The 25,480-nt window shown below is 68.3% G+C and carries 26 protein-coding genes; 11 read left to right on the forward strand and 15 right to left on the reverse strand.

Annotated features, from left to right (window positions below; genetic code table 11):
* Nucleotides 1–176: 176 nt before the first annotated feature.
* Both AC07NS_RS19815 and AC07NS_RS19820 read right to left on the reverse strand, forming a co-directional pair.
* A complete protein-coding gene (locus AC07NS_RS19815; RefSeq protein ID WP_494606021.1) occupies nt 177–563 on the reverse strand; it encodes a DUF6165 family protein in 387 nt (128 codons plus the stop codon).
* A complete protein-coding gene (locus AC07NS_RS19820; protein WP_494606023.1) occupies nt 563–1,537 on the reverse strand; it encodes a glycosyltransferase family 9 protein in 975 nt (324 codons plus the stop codon). Before AC07NS_RS19820 ends, AC07NS_RS19815 begins: the two co-directional genes overlap by 1 nt.
* Nucleotides 1,538–1,645: 108 nt before the next feature.
* Between AC07NS_RS19820 and AC07NS_RS19825 the strand changes: the two genes are divergently transcribed.
* The 5 genes from AC07NS_RS19825 to AC07NS_RS19845 are packed head-to-tail and all read left to right on the forward strand — an operon-like array spanning nt 1,646 to nt 4,621.
* On the forward strand, nt 1,646–2,206 hold the full coding sequence (locus AC07NS_RS19825; RefSeq protein WP_494606025.1) for a TetR/AcrR family transcriptional regulator: 561 nt from the start codon (nt 1,646–1,648) through the stop codon (nt 2,204–2,206).
* 13 nt (nt 2,207–2,219) lie between these two features.
* Nucleotides 2,220–3,005 carry a lysophospholipid acyltransferase family protein gene (locus AC07NS_RS19830; RefSeq protein ID WP_494606027.1) on the forward strand — a complete coding sequence of 262 codons (786 nt, stop codon included), beginning with the start codon at nt 2,220–2,222 and terminating at the stop codon, nt 3,003–3,005.
* Nucleotides 3,006–3,009: 4 nt separating this feature from the next.
* The gene (locus AC07NS_RS19835) at nt 3,010–3,378 is read left to right on the forward strand and encodes a hypothetical protein (protein WP_494606029.1); all 369 of its coding nucleotides are present in this window, start codon (nt 3,010–3,012) and stop codon (nt 3,376–3,378) included.
* The gene (locus tag AC07NS_RS19840) at nt 3,375–3,962 is read left to right on the forward strand and encodes a hypothetical protein (protein WP_494606031.1); all 588 of its coding nucleotides are present in this window, start codon (nt 3,375–3,377) and stop codon (nt 3,960–3,962) included. Before AC07NS_RS19835 ends, AC07NS_RS19840 begins: the two co-directional genes overlap by 4 nt.
* A 26-nt stretch (nt 3,963–3,988) precedes the next feature.
* Complete coding sequence (locus AC07NS_RS19845; protein ID WP_494606033.1) at nt 3,989–4,621, forward strand: CDP-alcohol phosphatidyltransferase family protein; 633 nt, start codon at nt 3,989–3,991, stop codon at nt 4,619–4,621.
* A gap of 291 nt (nt 4,622–4,912) precedes the next feature.
* Here AC07NS_RS19845 and AC07NS_RS19850 read toward each other — a convergent pair whose 3' ends face one another.
* From AC07NS_RS19850 to AC07NS_RS19890, 9 genes are all read right to left on the reverse strand, one after another.
* The gene (locus AC07NS_RS19850; protein ID WP_494606035.1) at nt 4,913–5,308 is read right to left on the reverse strand and encodes a HesB/IscA family protein; all 396 of its coding nucleotides are present in this window, start codon (nt 5,306–5,308) and stop codon (nt 4,913–4,915) included.
* A 14-nt stretch (nt 5,309–5,322) separates the two neighbouring features.
* Nucleotides 5,323–5,673, reverse strand: coding sequence for an SUF system Fe-S cluster assembly protein (locus tag AC07NS_RS19855; RefSeq protein WP_494606037.1), 351 nt, complete (start codon nt 5,671–5,673; stop codon nt 5,323–5,325).
* Between the two features lie 4 nt (nt 5,674–5,677).
* Entirely contained in the window at nt 5,678–6,898 is a 1,221-nt protein-coding gene (locus AC07NS_RS19860; protein ID WP_494606038.1) for an aminotransferase class V-fold PLP-dependent enzyme, read from the reverse strand.
* A complete protein-coding gene (gene sufD, locus AC07NS_RS19865) occupies nt 6,895–7,953 on the reverse strand; it encodes a Fe-S cluster assembly protein SufD (protein ID WP_494606039.1) in 1,059 nt (352 codons plus the stop codon). Before sufD ends, AC07NS_RS19860 begins: the two co-directional genes overlap by 4 nt.
* Nucleotides 7,950–8,699, reverse strand: coding sequence for a Fe-S cluster assembly ATPase SufC (gene sufC / locus AC07NS_RS19870; RefSeq protein WP_494606289.1), 750 nt, complete (start codon nt 8,697–8,699; stop codon nt 7,950–7,952). The genes sufD and sufC overlap by 4 nt, the downstream gene beginning before the upstream one ends.
* A 2-nt stretch (nt 8,700–8,701) precedes the next feature.
* Entirely contained in the window at nt 8,702–9,109 is a 408-nt protein-coding gene (locus tag AC07NS_RS19875; RefSeq protein ID WP_494606040.1) for an endonuclease domain-containing protein, read from the reverse strand.
* 100 nt (nt 9,110–9,209) lie between these two features.
* Nucleotides 9,210–10,679 carry a Fe-S cluster assembly protein SufB gene (gene sufB, locus AC07NS_RS19880; protein WP_110119809.1) on the reverse strand — a complete coding sequence of 490 codons (1,470 nt, stop codon included), beginning with the start codon at nt 10,677–10,679 and terminating at the stop codon, nt 9,210–9,212.
* Complete coding sequence (locus tag AC07NS_RS19885) at nt 10,679–11,815, reverse strand: cysteine desulfurase family protein (RefSeq protein ID WP_494606042.1); 1,137 nt, start codon at nt 11,813–11,815, stop codon at nt 10,679–10,681. The genes sufB and AC07NS_RS19885 overlap by 1 nt, the downstream gene beginning before the upstream one ends.
* Entirely contained in the window at nt 11,812–12,264 is a 453-nt protein-coding gene (locus tag AC07NS_RS19890) for an Rrf2 family transcriptional regulator (RefSeq protein ID WP_494606044.1), read from the reverse strand. The genes AC07NS_RS19885 and AC07NS_RS19890 overlap by 4 nt, the downstream gene beginning before the upstream one ends.
* Before the next feature lie 194 nt (nt 12,265–12,458).
* Between AC07NS_RS19890 and AC07NS_RS19895 the strand changes: the two genes are divergently transcribed.
* Together AC07NS_RS19895 and AC07NS_RS19900 are read left to right on the forward strand one after the other, a co-directional pair.
* Complete coding sequence (locus tag AC07NS_RS19895; protein WP_110119812.1) at nt 12,459–13,112, forward strand: alpha/beta hydrolase; 654 nt, start codon at nt 12,459–12,461, stop codon at nt 13,110–13,112.
* A gap of 335 nt (nt 13,113–13,447) precedes the next feature.
* Nucleotides 13,448–14,728, forward strand: a complete 1,281-nt coding sequence (locus AC07NS_RS19900) for an NAD(P)/FAD-dependent oxidoreductase (protein ID WP_494606045.1) — start codon at nt 13,448–13,450, stop codon at nt 14,726–14,728.
* Between the two features lie 145 nt (nt 14,729–14,873).
* Here AC07NS_RS19900 and AC07NS_RS19905 read toward each other — a convergent pair whose 3' ends face one another.
* Nucleotides 14,874–15,977 (reverse strand): anhydro-N-acetylmuramic acid kinase, encoded by a 1,104-nt coding sequence (locus AC07NS_RS19905; RefSeq protein ID WP_494606047.1) that lies wholly within the window; start codon nt 15,975–15,977, stop codon nt 14,874–14,876.
* Nucleotides 15,978–16,175: 198 nt separating this feature from the next.
* On the opposite strand from AC07NS_RS19905, the gene tyrS reads away from it, so the two are divergent.
* The 4 genes from tyrS (at nt 16,176) to AC07NS_RS19925 (ending at nt 19,894) form a co-directional block, all read left to right on the forward strand.
* Complete coding sequence (tyrS, locus tag AC07NS_RS19910; RefSeq protein WP_494606049.1) at nt 16,176–17,504, forward strand: tyrosine--tRNA ligase; 1,329 nt, start codon at nt 16,176–16,178, stop codon at nt 17,502–17,504.
* A 71-nt stretch (nt 17,505–17,575) separates the two neighbouring features.
* Nucleotides 17,576–18,043 (forward strand): peroxiredoxin, encoded by a 468-nt coding sequence (locus AC07NS_RS19915; protein WP_110119815.1) that lies wholly within the window; start codon nt 17,576–17,578, stop codon nt 18,041–18,043.
* A 221-nt stretch (nt 18,044–18,264) separates the two neighbouring features.
* Nucleotides 18,265–19,416, forward strand: a complete 1,152-nt coding sequence (locus AC07NS_RS19920; RefSeq protein ID WP_494606051.1) for a peptidoglycan DD-metalloendopeptidase family protein — start codon at nt 18,265–18,267, stop codon at nt 19,414–19,416.
* Nucleotides 19,397–19,894 carry a bactofilin family protein gene (locus AC07NS_RS19925; RefSeq protein WP_494606053.1) on the forward strand — a complete coding sequence of 166 codons (498 nt, stop codon included), beginning with the start codon at nt 19,397–19,399 and terminating at the stop codon, nt 19,892–19,894. The genes AC07NS_RS19920 and AC07NS_RS19925 overlap by 20 nt, the downstream gene beginning before the upstream one ends.
* Nucleotides 19,895–20,118: 224 nt before the next feature.
* Here the strand turns inward: AC07NS_RS19925 and prfB are convergent.
* The 3 genes from prfB to AC07NS_RS19940 all read right to left on the reverse strand — a co-directional run bounded on the left by prfB (nt 20,119) and on the right by AC07NS_RS19940 (nt 25,184).
* Nucleotides 20,119–21,238, reverse strand: a protein-coding gene (prfB, locus tag AC07NS_RS19930; RefSeq protein ID WP_110119818.1) for a peptide chain release factor 2 whose coding sequence is annotated in 2 segments (ribosomal slippage) — nt 20,119–21,168 and nt 21,170–21,238 — 1,119 coding nt in all. Because the reading frame shifts where the segments join, the coding sequence is not laid out codon by codon here.
* 69 nt (nt 21,239–21,307) lie between these two features.
* Nucleotides 21,308–23,689 carry a penicillin-binding protein 1A gene (locus AC07NS_RS19935; RefSeq protein ID WP_110119819.1) on the reverse strand — a complete coding sequence of 794 codons (2,382 nt, stop codon included), beginning with the start codon at nt 23,687–23,689 and terminating at the stop codon, nt 21,308–21,310.
* A gap of 298 nt (nt 23,690–23,987) precedes the next feature.
* Nucleotides 23,988–25,184 (reverse strand): N-acetylmuramoyl-L-alanine amidase family protein, encoded by a 1,197-nt coding sequence (locus tag AC07NS_RS19940; protein ID WP_494606055.1) that lies wholly within the window; start codon nt 25,182–25,184, stop codon nt 23,988–23,990.
* Between the last annotated feature and the right edge of the window lie 296 nt (nt 25,185–25,480).

The raw sequence follows: 25,480 nt of genomic DNA on the forward strand, positions 1-25,480 counted from the left end.
ATTATCAGTCAGGCCTCTTTGGCGGCTGATTTCGACAGGTTGCCAGGTAGCGTCGTTCGATGTCGTCAGCGCAGCGAAACGCTAGACGCCGGAACGACGAAGGGCGGCTCCGCATGGCGGGCCGCCCCTCTCGCGCGCCTCAGGAACTTGGCGCAACTGATTGATTGGATTGCCGATCAATACGGCTTGTAGCTCTTTTCCTCGACGATGTCGGAGCCGGTCAGGGCGTTGATCTGGCGCTTCACGACGGCGCGCTTGTCGTTGTCCATATAGACCCGACGGGCCAGCTGGACGAACTCGGGGCCGAACTCCTGGCGACGCTCGCAGGCCCGCTTGCCGTCCTCGATGTCCCAAAGCGCCGCGTTGATATCGGTCAGTTCCGCCGTCAGGCGGTCGAGTTCGATGCTGGGCGTCAGCTTTTCGGCGGCGATTCCCTCCAGCAGGGCCAGCTCCTTGCGGACATTGGCCTCCTTGGCCGCATCGCCGATACGCTCGGCCTTCACGCGCAGGATGGTGATCTTGTCGACGAGCTCGCCGGCGGAAATGGGGGCGAGGATGGACATCAGGAAACTCCGGCGATCAGGGTGTCGAGGGCGGCCTTCACGACGTTCGTCGGAAGCGCGGCCATGCCCTCTCCGTAGTCCTCGGCGCATAGCATCTCAAGACGGCGCGCGGCAGGCCGGAACTTGACCGCCTTGCGGCGATTCAGTTGCAGCGAAAGCAGGGGCGCCCCGCCGGCCGCCAGCATGTGGCCCGAACCGGCGTCATTGGCGACCGCCGCCGCCAGCCGCCCGGCCAGGGCGATGGCCAGCAGCGGTCCCTTCAGCGAGGTGAAGCCGTCGCCGCGATCGGCCTCGGGAAACAGGGCGCCCGGAACCTCGGCGCGGGCGATCGCCGCATCGGTCGCCTCGTCGGGTCCGAAGAAGAAAACCGGCGTCCGTCCCAGCGCCTGCTGGTCGCGGGCGAGGTCGAGATAGCGCTCCAGCGGCCAGCGCTTTTCCTTGCCGCCGGCGCCGGGCGCGAGACCCACATAGACGGGGCCGTCCGGCAGCAGGGCCTTGGCGGCCGAAAGGGCGTCGGTCTCGGTCAGGGCCAGGGGGCGCAAAGCGCCCTGCCCGTCGCTCGCCAGACTCAGCAGCCGCGCCAGACGGTCGACCACGGCCGCCGGCCAGTCGCTCTTGCGGGCCTCCATGGCGGCCGAGACGAAAGCGCCCTTGGCGGCTCGCCGCGCGACGAGGCTGCGCCGCAGGTTCTCCTGGGTGTCGATGACCAGGTCGAAGGTCCGGCCGCCGAACGGCCTGACCCACGGCAGCACGTCCAGCGCGCCCGCGCCGGTGACGCCGTCCTTGAGGATCTCGTCGACATAGCCGGCCACCACGCGCTTCAGCGGGCCGTCATAGACCGTCTCGCCCTTGGCCGCGCACCAGGTGATCCGCGCATCGGGAAAGGCCGCGCGCAGGCCGGCGATGAAGGGCAGCTTGATCAGGCCGTCGCCGATCACCTCGCCCATGGAATAGATCAGAACCGTCTGGACCATGGCCGTGCATGACCGCGCCCGTCCTCCTCGTCAATCGGCGCCATCAATCGTCAATGCGTATGTGAGCGTTTACTTGCAATCCGTTCGATCTGATGTAACGTCGGTCTCATGAGCGCCAAGCCCCGCATCGAACGCGCCGCCCTCGAGGTCTTCGCCGCCCAGGGCGTAGACGCGGCCACCACCAAGCTGATCGCCGCCCGCGCCGAGGTGTCGGAAGGCGCGATCTACCGCCACTGGAAGAGCAAGGACGAGTTGGCCCTCGGCCTGTTCATGGCCGCCCACCGCCGCCTGTCCGAGCTGATCGACACCGAGGCGAGCGCCGTCCACGGCGTCGAGGCCAAGGCCGGCGCCCTGGTCCGCGCCTACTGCACGGCGGCCGACGAGGACTGGACCCTGTTCTCGTTCCACCTGCTGCAGCTGCACCACTTCCTGCCCTACTACCAGGAGGACGGCCGCGACCCGGTCACCCTGGTCGAGACGATCATCAAGCACGCCATGCTGAAGATGGAGCTGCCGCCGGGCGACCCGCGCGTCATCGCCGCCATGGCCATCGGCGTCATCACCCAGACCGCCCAGAACCGCGCCTACGGCCGCCTGGGCGAAGACCTGCTGTCGGCCCACGCTCCTTTGATGACCGCGGCGGTCCTCGCCGTCCTGAAAGCCCGCTAGGGAACCTCGATACATGCGCAGCGCGCTGTTCAACGCCTACTACTGGGTGCTGTCGATCTTCTACGGCCTATCGGCGGCGCTCTCGGCGCTGCTGCCGGGCCGCCGGCCGGTGACCTTCGCCCTGCGGCTCTACAGCAAACGCATGCTGTGGGCCCTGCGGGTCTTCGCCGGGGTCGAGGTCGAGCTGAAGGGCCAGGAAAACCTGCCCAAGGGCGCCTTCATCATCGCCGCCAAGCACCACAGCTGGGGCGACGGCTTCGTGATGTTCGCCAATCTCGACAACCTCAGCTTCGTCACCGGCGACCACCTGGAGAAGTTCCCGCTGCTGGGCGGTATCCTCAAGAAGTTCGGGGCGATCGTGGTCGACAGCTGCGGCGGACCCGAAGCCCGCGCGGCCCTCTCCAAGAGCGCCGCCCAGGTGGCCGCCGAGGGCCGCCGGATCCTGATCTATCCGGAGGGCCACCTGGCCGCGCCGGGCGAGCGCTTCCGCTACCGCACCGGCGTCTATCACATGAGCCAGGACTTCGGCCTGCCGGTGGTGCCCGTCGCCACCAACCTGGGCTGCTTCTGGAAGCAGCAGGAGAAGAAGAAGACCCCCGGCCGCGCCACCGTCGAGTTCCTGCCCGCCCTGCCCCAGGACCTGCAGAAGGTCGAGTTCATGAAGCTGCTGGAGGCCACGGTCGAGGGCCGCACCAACGAACTGATCGCGGAGGCCACCGGCCAGCCGGTCAAGCCCTCTGTGCTGGTCGATCCGCCGCGCAAGAAGCCGGCCGCCGAAGCCGAACCGCTGTCGGCGTGACGCAATGCCAACGCTGGCGATCATCCTGCTGCTCCAGGGCGTGACGACCTTCGCGGCCATCGCGATCGCGCGGGCGACCGGGGCCGAGAAGCGGCGGTCGCTGCTCCTGCTGATCCTTCCCGCGCCGATGCTGCTCGGCCTGGCCTGGGGCCTCCTGTTCAAGGCGACGCCGGACTCGACCTTTCCCCGCCCGACCTGGCTCATCGACATCGCCTGCGCGATCCCGCTGTCGATCCTGCCGGCGACGGTGGTCGTGGTTGTCTACGCCCGCAAGTTCCGCCTGCTGGCGGCCACGTTCGGCCTGTTGCAGACGCCCTTCACCCTCGTCATCGGCTTCTTCTCGGCCATCCTGGTCAGCGGAGTCGCCCCATGACCCTCAGCCCGACCAGGACCCCCATGGTCGCCAGCCTCCGCGCCGCCCGCCTCGCCGCCGCCCTGGCGCTCGTCGCCCCGATCCCCGCCGTAGCCCAGATCACCAAGGCCGTGATCCCCACGGAAACAGGCTTCGAGCCGCACTGGTGGCCCGAGATCACCGCCCCGACGGGGTGGAGCGCGCTTGAAGACGTCAGGCACGAAAACAACTGCAAGGCCCTCACCCCGACGGGCCAGACCTTCAGGGACGCCCCGGCTGTCATCTACGCCTGCGCGACCCGCCGCGACGGCGAGGCCGACGACCTGGCGGGGTTCCTGCAGCAGGATCAGGCCAAGTTCCTGGCCGACGATCCGGGCCTGAAGCTGGAGCGCCTGCCGGACATGGCCACCGCCGCCGGCGGCCCGCTGACGCTCTACCGCCAGACCCCCGGCAAGGGCGCCAACTGGGAACTGGTCGCCTACGGCCAGGAAAACGACGCCGACGGCCAGACCTTCTTCCTGACCTTCGTGCTCAGCGCGCGTTCGCCGGAAGCGCTGGACAAGAGCCAGACGGCCTATCGGGCGATGGTCGCCGCCTATCGCTGATCCGTCGACGCGAAAGGAGACGGGAGATGCTGCCCAATCTGCTGACCGCCCTGCGCATCCTGGCCCTGCCCTTCCTGGCCTGGGCCGTGCTCGCCGACGCGGGCTGGGCCGCCCTGGCCCTGTTCCTCGGCGCGGGCCTGACAGACGTGCTCGACGGCTGGGTCGCCCGCCGCTTTGGCCTTACCTCCAGCTTCGGGGCGATGTTCGACCTGCTGGCCGACCGACTGCTGACCCTGGTCAGCCTCGGCGCGCTGATGGCCGCGGGCGCCTTTCCGGGCGCCTGGATCTCGGTTCCGCTGCTGCTGATCGCCCGCAACTTCTTCGTCGCCGGCCTGCAGCAGGCCCTGCCGGGGCGTGACTTCAACTACCCGCCGCTTGAGCACCCGAAGATCGCGCTGAACTTCCTGGGCGCGTCGCTGCTGCTGGCGCCGCTCGGCTTCGAGACCGCCGGCCTCTGGATGCTGGCGGCCAGCGCGGCGCTGTCGGTCGTGACGGTGGCGATCTATGCCCGCCGGGCGGCGCCCGGCTTCGTCGCCCCCGGAACCCCGGCGAGCGCGACCAGCACCCGTCACATTGACGATCAGTCACTCCGACGCGGACCGAACGGAGAGCGATCCATCATCTTCAACGAAGGGAGAAGGTCGCCACCAAGAGCATGATGGGGACCAAGGGCGCGCAGTATCCCCACGTAGCCAACTTTCGACGGCTCCGAGCAACGCCGAGAAAGCAACATAGGGCGCCGCCCATCGCCATGGTCGGCGTCAAGATCAGAGCCAGGGCAAAAGCCGGGCCCAGCCTCGCGCTCAGATCGACGCCTGGAACCAGCAGCATGGCGATGATCAGCGCTGGCAAGCTGAACAAAAGCCAGATGACACCAAAAACGGTCGCCATCCCGCGCCAAAACTGACTACGTCCCGCCATAGGCCTGGCCAACGAGGCTTGATCCCGCGTCACGCTTCGGGGGGCTCGGCCGCCGGCTGGATGGTCACGCTCTCGCCGCACCCGCAGGCGTCTGTCTCGTTCGGGTTATGGAACACGAACTTGGACGACAGCTTGGTGACCTCGTAGTCGATTTCAGTGCCGATCAGGAACAGCACCGCCTTCGGCTCGATCAGGATGGTGACGCCCTTGTCCTCGACGACCTCGTCGATGGGGCCCTTCTCCTTGGCGTATTCGAAGACGTATTCCTGGCCCGCGCAGCCGCCGTTCTTCACGCCCACGCGCAAGCCCGCATAGGGCTGGTCAGCCCTGTCCATGATCTCCTTCACGCGCGCGGCGGCGGCCTCGGTCAGGGTGACGACCTTGGGGCGCGGGCGGCGCGGACGGGCGGTGACGGCGGCTTCCATGGCGGGTCCTGCCTCTAGAACATGTTCAGCTGCAACTTGGCCTCGTCGCTCATACGCGACGGGTCCCACGGCGGATCGAAGGTCAGGTCGACATTGCACGAGCGGATGCCGTCGATCTCCATGACGGCGTCCTTGACCCAGCCCGGCATGTCGCCGGCCACCGGGCAGCCCGGAGCGGTCAGGGTCATGTCGATGGCCACGTCCTTGTCGTCGCTGACGTCGACCTTGTAGATCAGGCCCAGCTCATAGATGTCGACCGGGATCTCCGGGTCGAACACCGTCTTCAGCTTCTCGATCAGCTGGTCGGTCAGGCTGTTCAGCTCTTCCTGCGAAAGAGCCGTGGCGGCGGGGGCTTGGTCGGTCATCGGCTCAACTGAAGAAGCTGCGGGCCTTGTCCAGCGCGTCCACGAACGCGTCGGCTTCGGCCTCGGTGTTATATAGGGCGAAGGAAGCCCGGGCGCTCGACGTCACCCCGAACCTTTTCGCCAGCGGCTCGGCGCAGTGGGTCCCGGCCCGCACGGCCACGCCATAACGGTCCAGCACCTGGGCCACATCATGGGCGTGGGCGCCTTCCAGAACGAAGCTCATCACCGCGCCCTTGCCGGGCGCCGTGCCGAGGATCCGGATGCCGTTGACGCCTTCAAGCCTCTGGGCGACCCGCTCGTACAGCGCGTGCTCATGAGCCAGGGCCGCGTCGCGGTCGATGGTGTTCAGCCACTCGATGGCCGCGCCCAGGCCGACGGCCTCGAGGATCGCCGGCGTGCCGGCCTCGAAGCGGTGCGGCGGGTCGGCATAGGTGATCTTGTCGAGGCTGACCGAACCGATCATCTCGCCGCCGCCCTGATAAGGCGGCAGGGCGGCCAGGCGCTCGGCCTTGCCGTAGAGCACGCCGATGCCGGTGGGGCCGTAGAGCTTGTGGCCGCTGAAGACGTAGAAATCGACGTCCAGGGCCTTCACGTCCACCTTGGTGTGGACGATCCCCTGGCAGCCGTCGAGCAGCACCGGCGCGCCGGCCGCATGGGCCAGGCGCACGATCTCGGCCACGTCGTTGACCGTGCCCAGCACGTTCGACATGTGGGTGACGGCGACCATCTTCGTCTTCTCGGACAGCAGGCCCTTGAAGGCCTCCATGTCGAGCCGGCCGTCGTCGAGCACGGGCACGAACTTCAGCACGACGCCGTAGCGCTCGCGCAGGAAGTGCCAGGGCACGATATTGGCGTGGTGCTCCATCTCCGAGAGCACGATCTCGTCGCCGGCCTTCAGCGAACGGCCGAAGGTGTCGGCCACCAGGTTCACCGCTTCGGTGGCGCTCTTGGTGTAGACGATCTCGCCCACGTCGGCGTTGATGAAGCGCGCGACGGTTTCCCGCGCCTTTTCATAGAGTTCCGTCGTTTCGTTGGCCAGCGTGTGCAGGCCGCGATGGACGTTGGCGTAGGAGGTGCGGGCCAGGCCCGTCATGGCGTCAAGCACCGCGTCAGGCTTCTGGGCGCTGGCGGCGCTGTCCAGGTAAACGAGCGGCTTGCCGTGCACCGTGCGCGACAGGATCGGGAACTGGGCGCGGATCGCCTCGAGGTCGAAAGCGGCCGTCATTCGGAACGCCCCAGCTGCTTGGCCACCCAGGCGGCGGCGATCTCGCGCGCGCCGTCGTGCTCGATGCGCTCGACCACCTCGCCGACGAAGGCCTGCGTCAGCATCGCCCGGGCTTCCAGCTCGGGAATACCGCGCTGGCGGGCGTAGAACACCGCTTCCTCGTCCAGGGCGCCGATCGTGTTGCCGTGGGCGCAGGCGACGTCGTCGGCGAAGATCAGCAGTTCCGGCTTGGCGTCGATCTCGGCCTTGTCCGACAGGATCAGGGCGTGGTGGCCCATGCGCGCGTCGGTCTGGTCGGCGCCTTCGGCGACGATGATCCGGCCCTGGAACACGCCGCGCGCCTGATCGGCGACCATGCCCTTGGTCAGCTGGCTGGTGACGCCGTCGACGCCGCCGTGGGTGACCACGGTGGTCTGGTCGGCGTGGCGCTGGGCGTTCAGCAGATAGATCCCATCCAGCCGCACCTGGGCGTGGGCGCCAGGATGAGCCACATGGGTCTCGATCCGCTGGCGACGCGCGCCGCCAGTCAGGACGGTTTGGTTGAAGGTCGCGCCGGCGGCGACATCGACCTTCGCCGTGATCACGTGAACTGCTTCGGCGTCGTCATCGACCAGTAGCACGCGCTCCAGGCAAGCGCCCTCTTCCAGCACGATCTCCAGAGCGAAGTCGGCGATGTAGCCGCCCTCGCCCACATGGCTTTCCAGAAGAACGCCCGAAAGGCCGGCGGGCACGACCACCTTCAAGGCCGTGACGAGGCCGATCTTGTCGCCGCTGACGCGCACATTCAGCGCCACCACAGGATCGTGGGCGTCGAACTCCAGCACGAACGGCGCGGCGCCCAGACCATCAACATAGCCGTTGGTCACAGACACGGTCCGGCCGGCAGAGAACTCGACGGCCTCGCGGAACGGGCCTTCGAGGCCGGTTCCAGAATGCTGATAGATCGGCGGCAGCACGCGGATCAGGCCGCGCAGGTCGGTCCAGCGCCAGTCCTCGTCACGGCGCGACGGCAGGACCGTGACGTCGCCGGTCTTGAGAGCGGTCGAAAGGCTCACGCGGCGGCCCCGACGTACTTGTCGTAGCCCTCGGCTTCCAGCTGCAGGGCCAGTTCCGGGCCGCCCGAGGCGACGATGCGGCCAGCGGCCAGCACGTGCACGCGGTCGGGTTTGATGTAGTCGAGCAGGCGCTGGTAGTGGGTGATCACCAGCATGCCGCGCTCAGGGCTGCGCAGGGCGTTGACGCCTTCCGAGACGATCTTCAGGGCGTCGATGTCGAGGCCGCTGTCCGTCTCGTCGAGGATCAGGAACTTCGGCGACAGCATCGCCATCTGGAAGATTTCCATCCGCTTCTTCTCGCCGCCCGAGAAGCCGACGTTCAGGCCGCGCTTGAGCATCTCGAAGTCGATCTTCAGCGAGGCGGCCTTTTCCTTGGCCAGCTTCAGGAAGGCCGGGGCGGCGATCTCGTCCTCGCCGCGGGCGCGACGCTGGGCGTTCACCGCGGTGCGGATGAAGGTCAGGGCCGGCACGCCGGGGATTTCCAGCGGATACTGGAACGACAGGAACACGCCCTTGGCGGCCCGCTCGTTGGGCTCCAGCTCCAGCAGGTCCTCGCCGTTCAGGCTGGCCGAACCTTCGGTCACTTCATAGCCGCCGCGGCCGCTCAGCACGTAGGACAGCGTCGACTTGCCGGCGCCGTTCGGACCCATGATGGCGTGCACCTCGCCGGCCGGCACCTCGAGCGTGACGCCCTTCAGGATCGGCTTGTCTTCGACGCGGGCGTGGAGATTCTGGATAGAGAGCATGGTCATCGGATCTGGTATCGCGCTTCTCCCTTCCCCCTGGAGGGGGGAAGGGTCGGGGATGGGGGAGGCGCCGTTTCAGCGGCGATGCGTCTGACGGTGTTGTCCAGGTGGTCCCGCACGTCTCGTTCGGGGAAGCGAACGACGCGGTAGCCTTGCTCCAACAACCATGCGGTTCGTGCGAGGTCGCTTAGCTGGCGCTCGGGCTCGTCGTGGACGGGTCCGTCCACCTCGATCACCAGGCGGCTGGCCGGATGGAAGAAATCGACGATATAGCGACCAATCGGAGCCTGGCGGCGGAAATTGAGCTTCAGCTTTCGCAGTTCGGCCCAAAGCAGGCGCTCGGCGACCGTCTGTTCGCGGCGCAGACTACGGGCGCGGCCAATCGCGTCGGCGGGGATGCGGTCGCTCATGTGCGAAGCTCCCGGCGGCTATCACGTGGAAAGGGCGCCTCCCCCATCCCCGGCCCTTCCCCCCTCCAGGGGGAAGGGAGAGCGGTTGAAAGGCTGCGCGTCACCCGACGCTCCCTTCCAGGCTGATCGCCACCAGCTTCTGGGCCTCGACGGCGAACTCCATGGGCAGCTGCTGCAGCACGTCGCGGACGAAGCCGTTGACCAGCAGGGCCACGGCCTCTTCCTGCGAAAGCCCGCGCTGCTGGCAGTAGAACAGCTGGTCGTCCGACAGGCGGGTGGTCGTGGCTTCGTGCTCGAACACCGACTGGCCGTTGCGGGCCTCGATGTAAGGAACGGTGTGGGCCGCGCAGGTCTTGCCGATCAGCAGGCTGTCGCATTGGGTGAAGTTGCGCGCGCCCTTGGCCTTGGGGTGGGCCGAGACCAGGCCGCGATAGGTGCTGGTCGACTTGCCGGCGCTGATGCCCTTGGCGACGATCCGCGACTTCGTGTTGGCGCCCAGGTGGATCATCTTGGTGCCGGTGTCGGCCTGCTGATGGCCGTTGGTCACGGCGATCGAGTAGAACTCGCCCGACGAGCCTTCGCCGCGCAGCACGCAGGACGGATACTTCCAGGTGATGGCCGAGCCGGTCTCGACCTGGGTCCACGACACCTTGGAGCGGTCGCCACGGCAGTCGGCGCGCTTGGTGACGAAGTTGTAGATGCCGCCCTTCCCCGTTTCCGGGTCGCCCGGGTACCAGTTCTGGACGGTGGAATACTTGATCTCGGCGTCGTCCAGCAGGACGAGCTCGACCACGGCCGCGTGCAGTTGGTTCTCGTCGCGCATGGGGGCCGTGCAGCCCTCCAGGTACGAGACGTAGGCGCCCTTGTCGGCGATGATCAGGGTGCGCTCGAACTGGCCGGAATCCTTGGCGTTGATCCGGAAATAGGTCGACAGCTCCATCGGGCAGCGCACGCCCGGCGGCACGTAGACGAACGAGCCGTCGGAGAACACCGCGCTGTTGAGGCAGGCGAAATAGTTGTCCGAGGTCGGCACCACGCTGCCCAGGTACTGCTTGACCAGTTCCGGGTGCTCGCGGATCGCCTCGCTCATCGAGCAGAAAATGACGCCGGCCTGGGCCAGCTCCTTCTTGAAGGTCGTGACGACCGACACAGAGTCGAACACCGCGTCCACGGCGTAGCGCGGCGCGCCCTCGACGCCGGCCAGCACGGCCTGCTCCTTCAGCGGGATGCCCAGCTTCTCGTAGACGGCCAGCAGCTCGGGATCGACCTCGTCCAGGCTCTTGGGCCCTTCCTTGGTCTTCGGCGCGGCGTAGTAGTAGGTGTCCTGGTAGTCGATCTTCGGATAGCTGACCTTGGCCCAGTCCGGCTCTTCCAGCTCGAGCCAGCGGCGATAGGCCTCCAGACGCCATTCCAGCATCCACGCCGGCTCGTCCTTCTTGGCCGAGATGAAGCGCACGATGTCCTCGGAGAGCCCCTTGGGGGCGAACTCCTGGTCGATGTCGGTCGTAAAGCCGTGCTCGTATTTCTCGAGCGCGGCGACGGTGTCGATCGTTTCCTTGACCGCGGCCATCAAGCCACCTCCCGGCGCCGTGCGCCGATACGCTTCCAGGCGGCGAGCCAGGCGTCGCCGCACACAATCCAATCCGCCTCCGCGCTCGCCCAACCGCCGCTGACACGCAGCGCGAACGGGGCGAGATCGGAACGGCCCATGGCCTCGACCACGCGACTGGCCTTGACCTTGCCCGACGAGCAGGCGCTGCCGGCGCTGACCATCACCCCGGCGAGATCCAGGTTCATGACCTGGACCTGCGAGGCGAAGCCCTCGGCGGCCAAACAAAGAGTCTGAGGCAGGCGAGCAGCGCCCTCCCCGAGCACCACGCCGCCGGCGTCCTTGACCCGCTGGGCCAAGGCGTCGCGCCAAATGCCCTGATCGGCCGCCTGGGGCAAGTCCCGCAGGGCGGCCGAAGCCGCTGCGCCGAAGCCGGAAATCCCGGCGACGTTCTCGGTGCCCGCACGGCGGCCACGCTCCTGGCCGCCGCCGTGCTGGCGACGCACCACATTGGCCCGCGTGCCGGCCACGAGGGCGCCGACGCCTTGCGGGCCGCCGATCTTGTGGGCCGACAGCGCCAGGGTGTCGGCGCCCAGGGCGGAGAAATCGATGGCGATCTTGCCGGCCGCCTGCACGGCGTCGACATGCAGCAGGCCGTCGGCCGCGCGCACGATCGCGCTGGCTTCCGCGACCGGCTGGATGACGCCCGTCTCGTTGTTGGCCAGCATCAGGCAGACCAGGGTCCGCCCCCCGCCGGCCAGCAGGTCCGAAAGCTTGGAAAGGTCAGCGACGCCGTCGGCATCCACCGGCAGCACCGCGACCGAAACGCCGCTGGCGGCGGCCGTCTCGACCACGGCGTCGTGCTCGATGGCGCTGACCACGATACGTTTCACGCCCGAGGCCACGGCGCTGTCGATGGCCAGCGCATTGGCTTCCGTGCCGCCGCTGACGAAGGTGACGGATCCGGCGACCACGCCGACCAGTTCGCCCACGGCTTTGCGGGCGCTCTCGACCAGGTCGCGGGCCGCGCGGCCAGCCGCATGCACAGAGCTCGGATTGCCGGCCAGTTCGAAGGCGCGCAGGACGGCGTCCTTCGCCTCGGGACGGATCGGGGCGGTGGCGTTGTAGTCCAGATAGATGGCGGGCTTGCTGGTCACGCCGCGACCTTCGCCTCCGGCCGCAGTCGGCCTTCCAGCACGTCGGCGATGGTCACCGAGGCCAGGTAGGAATGGATCTGGCGGCCCATCTCCTCCCACAAGTCGTGGGTCAGGCACTTGGCCCCGCCGGCCATGCAGCCCTTGTGGCCGCTCTTGCCGACGCCGCAGCGGGTGGCGCGCAGGGGCTCGTCCACGGCCATGACGATGTCGGAGATTCGGGTCGCGCAGGCCTCGGCCGCCAAGCGGTAGCCGCCGCCGGGCCCCCGGGCGCTGACCACCAGGCCCTTGCGGCGCAGGCGGGCGAAAAGCTGTTCGAGATAGGAAAGCGAGATCTGCTGGCGGGCGGCGATCTCGGCCAGGGCCACCGCGCGGCCCTCCGCCTCGTCCTGCTTGCGGGCGAGGTCGGTCATGGCCATCACGGCGTAACGTCCCTTCGTGCTCAGGCGCATCAGGCGCTCTCCCTTGCAGATTCCCCGCGCAACCGCATTTGCGTATGCTACAAGCCGCGACTTCGCGCCGCGCCCGGCTGGGCGGTGCGCGCGATGCGGATTTAGGAAGACCAAGCGCGGCGGTCAAGTATTCCATGCGCCTTTCACGGCGAATGGTACAGGCCCCGACGCCCCAACTCGTGACGGGGACCTGTATGCCTGACGTGATTTTGACCGGCGCCGCGGGCCGTATCGAAGGCCGCTATTCGCCGGGCAAGACGGACAATGCGCCCATCGCGCTGATCCTGCACCCGCACCCCAAGGCCGGCGGCCACATGAACCACCCGGTGTCGGTGCAGCTGTACCACCTGTTCATGAAGCGCGGTTTCGCGACCCTGCGCTTCAACTTCCGCGGCGTCGGCCGCAGCCAGGGCGAATTCGACAGCGGCATCGGCGAACTGGCCGACGCGGCCACGGCGCTCGACTGGCTGCAGGCCAACAACCCCGCCGCCGCCCAGACCTGGGTCGCCGGCTACAGCTTCGGCGCCTATATCGGCATGCAACTGCTGATGCGCCGCCCGGAGACGGACGGCTTCATCTCGGTGTCGCCGCCGACCAACATGTACGACTTCAGCTTCCTGGCCCCCTGCCCGGCCTCGGGCCTGATCCTGACCGGCGGCGCCGACACCGTCGTGCCGCCCGTCGAGGTCGAGCGCGTGGTCTCCAAGCTGCGCACCCAGAAGGGCATCGTCATCGACTACGAAGTCGTCGACAAGGCCACCCACTTCTGGGCCGAACACCTGCCCAGCGTCGAGCAGGCCGTCGGCGGCTATCTCGACAAGCGCCTGGAAGCCAACCCGATCCCGTAGGGGTCTTTGGTCTCGAGTTTCGAAGAGCCCGCTCTCGGCGACGAGGGCGGGCTTTTTGTTTGCGGCCTTCCTGACCCTGCCCTTTCAAAAATCTGCCTTCCTCGGCCTTGTGCCGAGGACCCATCGTTCAGCCGCTGAGACCTCGCCAAGAAAGCCAAGGCCTGAGCCGCCGCCGGCATGGACCCTGGGCACGAGGCCCAGGGAGGCAAGTGGAAGGGTGAACGGAGGGCGAGAAATCCACCTCCCGCTCCTCTCCCCCTTCGCAACCGCGAGACAGACTCGCCGCCGCCCTCTAAAACCGTCGTTATCGCTCCCATTCGGAGAACGGCCGGCCCATGCATTATGACATCGTGATCGTCGGCGGCGGCGCCGGAGGCCTCGAACTGGCCGCGCAGCTGGGCCGCAAGCTGGGGCGCCGGGCCGGCAAGGAGCGGATCCTGCTGATCGACCGCTCCAGCTTCCACATCTGGAAGCCCACCCTGCACGAGGTCGCGGCCGGCACGCTCGACGTGCACCAGGAGGGCCTGTCCTATTCGATCCTCGGCCGCGCCAACCACTTCAGCTTCCTGCTGGGCGACCTGGCCGCGCTGGATCCCACCGCCAAGCGCCTGACGCTCAAGCCCATCGCCGCGCCCGACGGCGGCGTGCTGGTGCCCGAGCGCTCGATCACCTTCACCTGGGGCGTGCTGGCCATCGGCAGCGGCTCCAACCTGTTCGGCACGCCGGGCGCCGAGACCGCCCACCTGCTGGAACGCACCGAAGACGCCGAGGCCTTCCACACCCGCCTGCTGGCCACCTTCATGAAGGCCTCCTTCGCGCCCGAGCGCACCATGGGCGTGGCCATCGTCGGCGGCGGCGCCACGGGCGTCGAGCTGTCGGCCGAACTGCTGGAAGCCCACCGCGCCCTGCTGGACGCCTTGGGCGCCGAGCAGCGCTTCCGCCTGGACATCACCATCGTCGAGGCCGCCCCGCGCATCCTCGGCGGCCTGCCCGACAAAACCTCCGCCCAGGCCACCGTCGCCCTGGAACGCAAGGGCGTGCGGGTGCGCACCGGCGCCAAGGTGCTGGCGGTGCACCCCGACCGCCTGGAAACCAGCCACGGCGACATCCCCGCCGACCTCATCGTCTGGGCAGCCGGGGTGAAGGCCGCCGAGAGCAACCTGTCGCTCGGCCTTGAGACCAACCGCCTCAACCAGTTCGTGGTCAACGAACGCCTGGAAAGCTCCGCGCCCGACATCTGGGCCCTGGGCGACTGCGCCGCCTGCCCGTGGAAGGACGGCAAGCTTGTCCCCGCCCGCGCCCAGGCCGCCCACCAGCAGGCCAGCTATCTGGCCAAGGTTCTGCTCGCCCGCCTGCGCCAGGCGCGGGTGGAGGAGCCCTATGTCTACAAGGACTTCGGCTCGCTGGTGTCGCTGGGTGAGAACAAGGGCGTCGGCGCCCTGATGGGCGGCCTCGGCGGTCCCAACTTCTTCATCGAGGGTCTGGTCGCCAAGTGGTTCTACGTTTCGCTCCACCTGGCCCACCACAAGGCCATCCTCGGCGTGACCAAGACCGCGCTCCTGGCCCTGGCGCGGCTGCTGCAGCAGCGCGTGGCGGGGCGGCTCAAGCTGCACTGATCGGAAGCGGAGCGGCTGAGCCCTCTCTTCCGTAAAATCCCCGCGAAAGCGGGGACCCAGGTGTTTTATCGTCGGGCGCCTTGGGTTTCAGAAAAGCCTGGGTCCCCGCTTTCGCGGGGATTTTACGGGTGTGGGATCCGAAGGATCACGGCCGAACGATCCTTCCCCCCGTCATCGCCTCACGCACCCCCGTCGTCCCGGGGAAGCTGATCGGCAGCCCCCGCGCCGTCCGCGCCGCCAGATACGCGAACGCCTCCGCCTCGATCGCGTCGCCGCGCCAGCCGTAGTCCTCGGCCGTCTTCACCGGCACCGGACACCGCTCGGTCAGCACCTTCATGATCTGCGGATTGTGCCGCCCGCCACCGCAGACGATCAGGGCGCTGGGCCGCGCGCCGTGCTCGAAGGCCTTGACCACGGCCTCGGCGGTGAAGGCCACCAGGGTGGCCGCCGCGTCCTCGGCCGACAGCGGCTCTACCAGGTCGAGCGGGAAGTCGTAACGGTCCAGCGACTTGGGCGCGGGACCCGCGAAATAGGCCGAAGCGAGAAACCGCTCCAGGATCGCCTCGTCCACCTTGCCGGCCGCGGCCAGGCGGCCGTTCTCGTCGAACCGGCCCAGGCCCCGCTCCTGCAGCATCAGGTCGATCATGCCGTTGCCAGGACCGGTGTCGAAGGCCAGCAACGTGCCGTCCTCGTCGACCAGGGTGATGTTGGCCACCCCGCCGATGTTCAGGGCCGCCACCGGCGCGGCCAGGCCCGAGGCCCGGGCGCGGGCGTCGTGATAGATCGGGGCCAGCGGCGCCCCCTGCCCGCCCGCCGCCACGTCGGCGGTGCGGAAGTCGAAGGCCACCGGCCGCCCGGTCAGGCGCGCCAGCCGCTCGGCGTCGAGCAACTGCACCGTCCGGCCGATCCGCTCGGGCGTCGGCCGCTCGTGCAGCACCGTCTGGCCGTGCACGCCCAGCAGGTCGAAATCGCTCCAGGAAAGGCCGTGCTCAGCCAGGAAGCTCTCGGCGGCGTGGAAATGCTCGTCGGCCACGACCTGGGCGGCCTCGGCGAAGATCTCCGGCTCGGGCCGTTCGCGCGGCCAGCCGCGGGCGATCTCGGTGGCCACCAGCAGCAGATCGCGCGTCTCCTCGCGCAGCTTGCGTTCGCCCGAGGGCCCGAAGGCCTGGATCGTTTCGCCGTCGGTCTCGAGCACCGCCATGTCGACCGCGTCGAGCGAGGTGCCGGTCATGAATCCCAGAATGCGCATGGGTCCGTTGACTGCCACGGCCCGCGTCGGGTAGCTAGGCCCCATGACCGCCAAGGCCCTCCGTACCCGCGCCTATTATCGCCCGCGGATCTAGCGGGCGAACGACCGGTCATGTCGACGCACCGCCACCTGGCCGGCGATGCGTCCCTCTCCCTTCAAGACGACGTCTCCGGCGCACAGCCTTCAAGGAGACTATCGATGAAACCCTCGCCACAGACCGCCCCGCCCGTGCTAGACGCGCGGACCAGCGATACAGAGAGTCGAGCCATGTCCGCGCCGCAGAGCTTCAAGTCCGATTTCCTCAAGACCCTGCAGGCGCGCGGCTACATCCACCAGATCACCCATCCGGAAGAGCTGGATGCGGCGGCCGCTGGCGGCGTCGTCACCGCCTACATCGGCTTTGACGCGACCGCCCCCAGCCTGCACGTCGGATCCTTGATCCAGATCATGATGCTGCGCCGTCTGCAGCAGGCCGGCCACAAGCCGATCGTCCTGATGGGCGGCGGCACGACCAAGGTCGGCGATCCGACGGGCAAGGACGAAAGCCGCAAGCTGCTCTCTGACGCCGACATCCAGGCCAACATCGCCGGCATCAAGCAGGTGTTCGCCAAGTTCCTGACCTTCGGCGACGGCCCGACCGACGCCATCATGGTCGACAACGACGAGTGGCTGAGCAAGTTCGGCTACGTGCAGTTCCTGCGCGACTACGGCGTGCACTTCACGGTCAACCGCATGCTGGCCTTCGACTCGGTGAAGCTGCGGCTCGAGCGCGAGCAGCCGATGACCTTCCTCGAGTTCAACTACATGCTGATGCAGGCCACCGACTTCCTGGAGCTGAACCGCAAGTACGGCTGCGTGCTGCAGATGGGCGGCTCGGACCAGTGGGGCAACATCCTCAACGGCGTCGAGCTGACCCGCCGCGTCGACCAGAAGGCCGCCTTCGGCCTGACGACGCCGCTGCTGGCCACCGCCTCGGGCGCCAAGATGGGCAAGACCATGTCGGGCGCCGTCTGGCTGAACGCCGAGCAGCTAAGCCCGTACGACTACTGGCAGTTCTGGCGCAACACCGAGGACGCCGACGTGGGCCGCTTCCTGAAGCTGTTCACCGACCTGCCGCTGGAGACGATCGCCGAGCTGGAAGCCCTGCCGGGCGCCCAGATCAACGACGCCAAGAAGGTGCTGGCCGACCAGGCCACCCGCATGGCTCACGGCGAGGAAGCCGCCAAGGCCGCCCGCGACGCCGCCGAGAAGGCCTTCGAGCAGGGCGCGCTGTCGGCCGACCTGCCGACGGTCGAGATCGCCGCGTCCGTTCTGGCCGAGGGCGTGCCGCTGGCGGTGCTGGCCACCGACATCGGCCTCACCGCCTCGCGCGGCGAGGCCCGTCGCCTCGCTCAAGGCGGCGGTCTGCGCCTGAACGACGCTCAGGAGAAGGACGGCGACCGCCTGGTGACCAACGCCGACCTCGTGGACGGCGTGGTCAAGCTGGGCCAAGGCAAGAAGAAGATCGTGCTGGTCAAGCCGGTCTGATCCAAGCTCTCCCGGAGCGACCACAAGGTCGCTTCGGGATGAAGCCACAAGATGATGTTGGAGAGAGTGCGATGCTGAGCCCCGGCGACAAGGCCCCCGACTTCGACCTGCCCACCGACACCGGCCGCGTCAGCCTGGCCGGCCTGAAGGGCAAGGCCGTCGTGCTCTACTTCTATCCGAAGGACGACACGACCGGCTGCACGTCGGAAGCCCTGCAGTTCTCGGCCGAGGTCGAGGAATTCGCCAAGGCCGGCGCGGTGATCATCGGCGTGTCCAAGGACAGCGCCGCCAGCCACGGCAAATTCCGCAAGAAGCACGACCTGACCGTCGAGCTGGCCGCCGACACCCTGGGCGAGACCGTCGAGGCCTACGGCTCGTGGGTCGAGAAGAACATGTACGGCCGCAAGTACATGGGCATCGACCGCTCGACCTTCCTGATCGACCGCGAGGGCGTGGTCCGCGAGGTCTGGCGCAAGGTGAAGGTGCCCAATCACGTCAAGGCGGTGCTCAAGGCGGCTCAGGCGCTGAAGGCGTCCTAAGCCCGCGACCAGCAAAGTGTGGCGCCGAGGCCGCAAGGCCTCGCATTTCCGCAACGACTCTCCTGGTGCGTGTAGCCAAGTCGTTCATGCGGCGTTAATCGACGCAGACGCATGGTCGAAACTTGGCCTTCCGCGCCTTCGCAGGTGCGAAGAGTCTTGCGCCTTTCCGCTTTATCGTTGCATATCCCCAGGACCTTGAGAACTGGGGGGTTTCCTGGGCCATGGCGATCGCTCGCTTCCAACGCCTATTCAAGACCCTGGAAAGCCTGTTTCCCGAACGACATCTGTATGTTCGCTCGGGCGGCGAGATGCGCGGCTACGTGTTGTCGACGGGCAAGCAGCTGGCCTGCGCCGCCGGCGTCGGCGCCGCCGCCCTGTGGATGGGTGTGTGCACCGCGGCGATGATGGTCAACGCCCTGGCCGTCAGCCAGACCGACCAGGTCGTCCTCAAGCAGAAAGCCTATTACGAGCGCCTCAACGCCGACCGCCAGGCGCGCCTCAACAGCGCTGTCGCCCAGCTGTCGGCCACCAGCGGCTCGCTCGACGAACTGGCCGCCTCGGTCGAGAAGCGCCACGCCGCGCTGGCCCTGCTGGTCAGCGACTTCAAGGGCGCGCCCGGCGCCGCCCAGGCCCTGGCCGTGAACAAGCCCGCCCTCGCCGACGCCTCGCCGGTCGAGCGCATCCAGGCCACCCGCATCGACCAGGAACGCCTGATCGACGCCGCCGAAGGCTTCGCCAAGAGCCGGGCCGAGCGCCTGCGCCTGGCCATGCGCATGGCCGGCCTCGACGCCGGCAGCTTCACCGGCCGGGGCTCGGGCCTCGGCGGCCCGCTGATCGAGGCCAAGGACCCCCGCGCCCTGGCCGCCGTCCTCGACGTCGACGAAGAGTTCGCCAGCCGCATCCACCGCGCCGCCAGCGACATGTCCGACATGCGCTCGCTCAGCAGCGCCGCCCAGCGCCTGCCCTTCTACCGCCCGACCTCGAACCCGGCCCTGTCGAGCAGCTACGGCGTCCGCTTCGACCCGTTCACGCACCGCCCGGCCTTCCATTCGGGCCTCGACTTCCCCGGCGCCTTCTACACGCCGATCATGGCCACGGCCCCGGGCGTCATCTCGTTCACCGGCGTGCGCTCGGGCTATGGCAACACCGTCGAGATCGACCACGGCGGCGGCTTCAAGACCCGCTATGCCCACCTGCAGGCCATTGCGGTCCGGGTCGGCCAGCGCGTTTCGATCGGCCAGCGTGTCGGCGCCATGGGCTCCACCGGCCGCTCCACCGGCCCGCACCTCCACTACGAGGTCTGGGTCAACGGTCGCGCCCAGAACCCCAACCGTTTCCTGAAGGCAGGCGAGTATGTTCAGCAAGCCAGCTAAGGGGTCCAAGACCCAGCCGCAGATCGAGCCGCTGCCGCTCACCCCGGCCGCCCTCGCCGTCGAACCGGCCCGCAAGGCCCCGCCGCGCGTGGCCTCGCTGATCTCGTCGGACATCACCATCGAGGGCGGCGTCAGTGGCGACGGCGAACTGCAGATCGACGGCGTGGTGCGCGGCGACGTCCGCGTCGGCCGCCTGACCGTCGGCGAGACCGGCCATGTCGAGGGCGGCGTCTACGCCGAGGTGGTGGAAGTGCGCGGCCGCGTGGTCGGCGCGGTCACCGCCAAGCAGGTCCGCCTCTACGGCACGGCCTATGTCGACGGCGACATCACCCATGAGCAGCTGGCCATGGAAACCGGCGCCTTCTTCCAGGGCCGCAGCCTGAAGTTCCAGCGCCAGGCCCCGCCGCAGGTCGCGCCGGTCTCGGCGGCTCCCGCGCCCGTCGCGGACCTCACGCTGACGGCGCGGCCGGTGGGGTAAGCCTTCTCCCTTCCCCCTTGATGGGGGAAGGGTCGGGGATGGGGGTGACCGCTGAATTGGCGACAGCGCAGCGTTTGACGCCGCATCACCCCCACCCCTGCCCCTCCCCCATCAAGGGGGAGGGATCATGGAAACCAGCCCGCTCAGCACCCATTGCCGCCCCAAACGAAAAACGCCCCGGATCGCTCCGGGGCGTTCGTCGTTTCAGGCCATGCCGAAGAGCCTCAGCCCTCGGCGTCCCGCGTCGCGCCGACCCGCTGGGCCAGCGAGGCGCCCATGAAGGCGTCCAGGTCGCCGTCCAGAACCCCGGCGGTGTCGGAGGTCTCGACGTTGGTCCGCAGGTCCTTGACCATCTGGTACGGCTGCAGAACGTACGATCGGATCTGGTGACCCCAGCCGATGTCGGTCTTCTGGTCGTGCAGCGCCTGCTGGGCGGCTTCACGCTTCTGAAGCTCGGCCTCGTACATCCGGGCGCGCAGCATCTTCCAGGCCTCGTCGCGGTTCTGGTGCTGCGAACGGCCAGCCTGGCAGGCCACAACGATCCCGGTCGGAATGTGCGTCAGACGCACGGCCGAGTCGGTCTTGTTGATGTGCTGCCCGCCGGCGCCGGAGGCGCGGTAGGTGTCGGTGCGCACGTCCGACGGGTTGATGTCGATCTCGATCGTGTCGTCGATGACCGGATAGACCCAGGCCGAGGCGAACGAGGTGTGACGCCGGGCGCTGCTGTCATAGGGGCTGATGCGCACCAGGCGGTGCACCCCGGCCTCGGTCTTCAGCCACCCGTAGGCGTTCGCGCCCTTGACCAGCAGCGTGGCCGACTTGATGCCGGCCTGATCGCCGTCGGTCTCTTCGACCAGCTCGGTGGTCATGCCATGGGCGTTGGCCCAGCGGGTGTACATCCGCAGCAGGATGCCCGCCCAGTCGCACGACTCGGTGCCGCCGGCACCGGAGTTGATTTCGATATAGGCGTCGTTGCCGTCGGCCTCGCCCGACAGCAGGGCCTCGAGTTCGGCGCGGGCGGCGCGTTCCTTAATGGCCTTCAGCTGGGCGCGGGCGTCGTTGAGGGTGTCCTCGTCGGACTCCATCTCGGCCAGTTCGGCATATTCGAGCGCGTCCTTGACGTCGCGTTCGATGCTCTGGACGGCCTCGACCTTGGCGGCCAGGTTGGCGCGCTCGCGCGACACGGCCTGGGCCTCGGACGGACGGTCCCACAGCGTCGGGTCTTCGACCCGCGCGTTCAGTTCATCGAGTTTTCTAAGGGCGACATCCCAGTCAAAGACGCCTCCTGAGCAGTCCAACGGACTGCTCGATGTCGGCCGCGGCGGCCTCGACATCCGGTCTCATCACGTAGCTCCGTGACACAAAGTAAGGGCGCGGGACATAGCCCGCGCCCGGAGTCGGCGCAATGTCAGATCAGTAAAGCCCGCTGATGTCCGGCTGCTTGGGCTGTTGCCTGGGCTGCGGTTCCGACGGCGAAGGCTGGCCGGTCGGCACGCCGTTGGGCCAGGCGTCGCCGTAGGAGATCGGGCCGCCGGTCGGGGTCGGCGCGGCCACCTTGGGCTCGGTGCCCGGGCGGAAGGCCTCGCGCACGCCGCGCACCATGGCGAACTTGGCGGTCTTGGGCGGCTTGAAGTCGGTCTTGGGCTGGTCCTTCAAAGCGACCTTCATGAAGTCGATGAACACCGGCACGGCGTCCTGCGAGCCCGTCTCGCCTTCGCCTAGCGAGCGGTTGTCGTCGAAGCCCACGAACACACCGACGATCAGGTTGGGCGAATAGCCGATGAACCAGGCGCTGCGGTACTCGTTGGTCGTGCCGGTCTTGCCGGCCAGCGGATAGCCCAGCTGGCTGACCGAGGCGGCCGTGCCGCGCTGGACCACGCCCTGCAGCATCGAGGTGACCTGGTAGGCCGTGACCGGGTCCATCACCTGCTCGCCCGGCGCGGTGACGCGCGGGCTCTCGTCGCCGTTGAAGCCGGCGGTGCAGCGCGGGCAGTCGCGCTTGTCGGCGCGGAAGATCACCTTGCCCTCGCGGTCCTGCACCAGCTCGATCAGGTGCGGCTCGATGCGGCGGCCGCCGTTGGCGAACGGCGCATAGGCCGAGGTGATCTTGAACGGCGTGGTTTCGCCAGCGCCCAGAGCCATGGCCAGCACCGGCGACATGTCGCGCACCACGCCGGTCTTCTTGGCCATCTCGATGATCTTCTTCATGCCCACGCCCTGGGCCAGGCGCACGGTCATGGCGTTGATCGAGCGCTCCAGGCCCTTGCGCAGCGGCAGGGCGCCGTAGAACTTCTTCTCGTAGTTCTCCGGGCTCCAGTCCTGGCCGTTGGCGCCCTTGAAGGTGATGGCGCTGTCCAGGATCACGCTGGCCGGCGTGTAGCCGTTCTCCAGGGCCGTGGCGTAGACGAACGGCTTGAACGACGAGCCGGGCTGACGCATCGCCTGGGTGGCGCGGTTGAAGTTCGACAGCGAGAACGAATAGCCGCCCACCAGGGCCACCACGCGGCCGGTATAGGGTTCGATGGCCACCAGGGCGCCGTTGACGGCGGGCACCTGCCTCAGGCGATAGGTGGACGTGCCCTCGACCTGCTCGACGAACACCAGGTCGCCGGTCTTCAGGCCCTTGCCGGCCTTGGCCCAGACGATGTCCTCGCCGGCCAGGGTCCCCTGCCCTTCGCCCTTGATCAGGCGCACGCCGCCGCCGGCCGAGGTGACCACGGCCGCGCGCCAGCCCCGGCGCTCGGCCGGCGGACGCTTGGCCTGGGCGGCCTTCTCCCAGCCCTCGTCCAGGCTCTCGACATGGCCCCAGGCCCCGCGCCAGCCGTGGCGGCGGTCATAGTGCTCCAGCCCGTCCATCAGCGAGGCCCGCGCGGCGGTCTGCAGCTTGGGGTCCAGCGTGGTGCGCATATAGTAGCCACCCTCGTTCAGGCGGTCGCCCAGGGTGGCCATGCCGCGCTGGCGCACTTCCTCGACGAAGTAGTCGGCGTCGCGATAGGCCGCGCGCTTGGGGGCCGGCTGCACGACCAGGTCCTCGGCCATCGCCTTTTCGGCGTCGGCCCGGCTGACCCAGCCCAGCTCGGCCATCTGCCCAAGGATCCAGTCGCGGCGGGCCTTCGCCTTGGCCTTGTTGCGGATCGGATGGTAGTTGTCCGGCCCCTTGGGCAGGGCCGCCAGATAGGCGCTTTCGGCCAGGGACAGCTCAGGCAGCGACTTGCCGAAATAGTTGTAGGCGGCCGCGCCGACCCCGAACGAGCGATAGCCCAGCCAGATTTCGTTCAGGTACAGCTCGAGGATCTGCTGCTTGTCGAGCGACTGCTCCAGGCGGCGGGCCAGGATCGCTTCCTTGAACTTGCGGCCCACTGTGGCGTCGCTGGTCAGCAGAACGTTCTTGGCCACCTGCTGGGTGATGGTCGAGCCGCCTTCCAGGCGTCGGCCGCGCATGGCGTTGCCGACGTTCTTGAGCATGGCGCGCGAGAAGCCGCCGACGTCGACGCCGCCGTGCTTGAAGAAGTTGCGGTCCTCGGCGGCCATGAAGGCCTGGGCCAGTTGCGGCGGGATCTGGTCGTAGGGAACGAAGATCCGGCGCTCCTTGGAGTATTCGCCGATCAGGGTGCCGTCCCAGGCATAGACGCGGGTCGCCGTCGGCGGACGGTAGTCCTGCAGCTCGCCCGCGTCGGGCATGTCGTGGAACAGCCACGCGGCGTAGATGGCGATGGCGAACCCCGCCACCGCGATCGTCGACAGAACCGCGACGCCGGCTATGGCGATCCATCTTTCGGCGGGCTTCAAGTCCACGCGGCCTCCGTCGAGCGGCGCGGGGGTCGCGCGCTCAAATCATCTCAAGCGATGGCTGTAACCCGCATCGGGCGAGGCGCCAACGCCCCTGCCCCTTCTCGGGCTCGCCGCGAAGGCCGCGCGACATCACAGCCCCCTTATCCGAGCATCCCCGCGAAGGCGGGGACCCAAGCTGACTTTCCGGACGAAGCCCCGCACGCGAGAGCATCCGCAGACTCGGCTTGGGTCCCCGCTTTCGCGGGGATTGAACGGTTGAGAAGTTGAAATTCGGCGGCCAACCAGGGGCGCACCGGCAGCCTCAGCGCGCCGCCATCCGGGTCTGGGCGGCGAAATAGGTTTCGATCGAGGTGGCGACCGCGCCCATCAGGCGTTCGCGGCCCGAAGCGCTCTTCAGCAGCTTCTCGTCCTCGACATTGGTCATGAAGCCCATTTCCAGGAGCACCGCCGGCACGTCCGGCGCCAGAAGCACGATGAAGCCAGCGTCGCGGTGACTGCGGCGAAGCAGCACGGTCTCGTCGCCGACCTTTTCCAGCAGGGTCTCGGCGAAGGCGGCCGAACGGTTCTTGGTGGCGCGTTGCGACAAGTCCAGCAGGATCTGGCCGACCGCGCGGTCGCGGCCCGGCAGGCTGGCCTTCATCAGCCAGTCATCCTTTTCCAGCACCCGGGCGGCGCGCTCGGCGCCCTTTTCCGACAGGGTGTAGACGCTGGCGCCGCGAGTGCCGACGTCGGGCCCCGAGTCGGCGTGCAGCGAGATGAACAGGTCCGCGTCGGCGCGGCGAGCGATCTGCACGCGCGATTCCAGCGGAATGAAGGTGTCGGTGTCGCGGGTCAGCACGACGTTGAAGCGACCGGACTTTTCCAGCTTGGCCTTCAGCGCCTTGGCCGCGGCCAGGGTGACGTCCTTCTCGTTGGTGTTGGCGCCGGCCGAGCCGGGATCCTTGCCGCCGTGGCCAGCGTCGATGACGATCGTCTTCTTCAGCTTCAGGCCCGAGGGCTTGGCCGGGGTCGAGACGGTGGTCGGACGCATCACCGCGGCGTTGGCCGTGGCCGGATCGCTGGCGGCCAGGTCGATGACATAGCGATAGGCGGTCGCGCCGTCGGCCGGCGGCAGCAGGAAGCGCCGCTTGACCACGGCCTTGGCCGAAAGATCCAGGGAAAGACGCGCGCCGCCCGCGGCCTCGTCGATGACCCAGCGATCGACCAGGCCATGGCCCGCGCCCTGAAGATCACCCGAAACAGTCACGTTGGGCAGGCCGACAATGACTCGGCTGGCGGCCGCGCCGTCGCCGATCAGCTTGCCGACGGCCGCGCGGTCCAGGTCGATGACGACTCGGGTCTCGGCGCGATCGCCGCCGAAGCGGACCTTCTGCACGCCCGCGGCCGGCGCCGGGCCCTGCACGGTCGCCACGGCCACGCCGGCGAGCGCCAGCGCGCCGACGATCAGCGCCGCCTTCGCCCAACCCGTTCTCGCAGCTCCGATGACGACCTTACGCATTACCGCCCAGCCTGCTGGCGCTTACTTGAAAACCAATGAGGGATATCCGCACGGACGGGTAGCAAAACCGTTAAGGAAACCGATCTCTTCATCAATTTCGCTGCTTGCTCCACGGCGCTTTTCATTTGCGTCGCGTTCTTGCTAGAGTAGCGCCGTACGCAGAGCGACGTCGTCAGACGCAGCGCCTTGCGTGAGCGGTTCCCAAATGTCGGACGCGCCCCATGCGTCCCCCACGCCGGAGCCGCCGGACTTTTGAGCTTGCGGGCGACGGCCGGCCTGGGACGCGATGTCTCGGA

This window comes from Caulobacter sp. GW821-FHT10A10 (assembly GCF_059415745.1).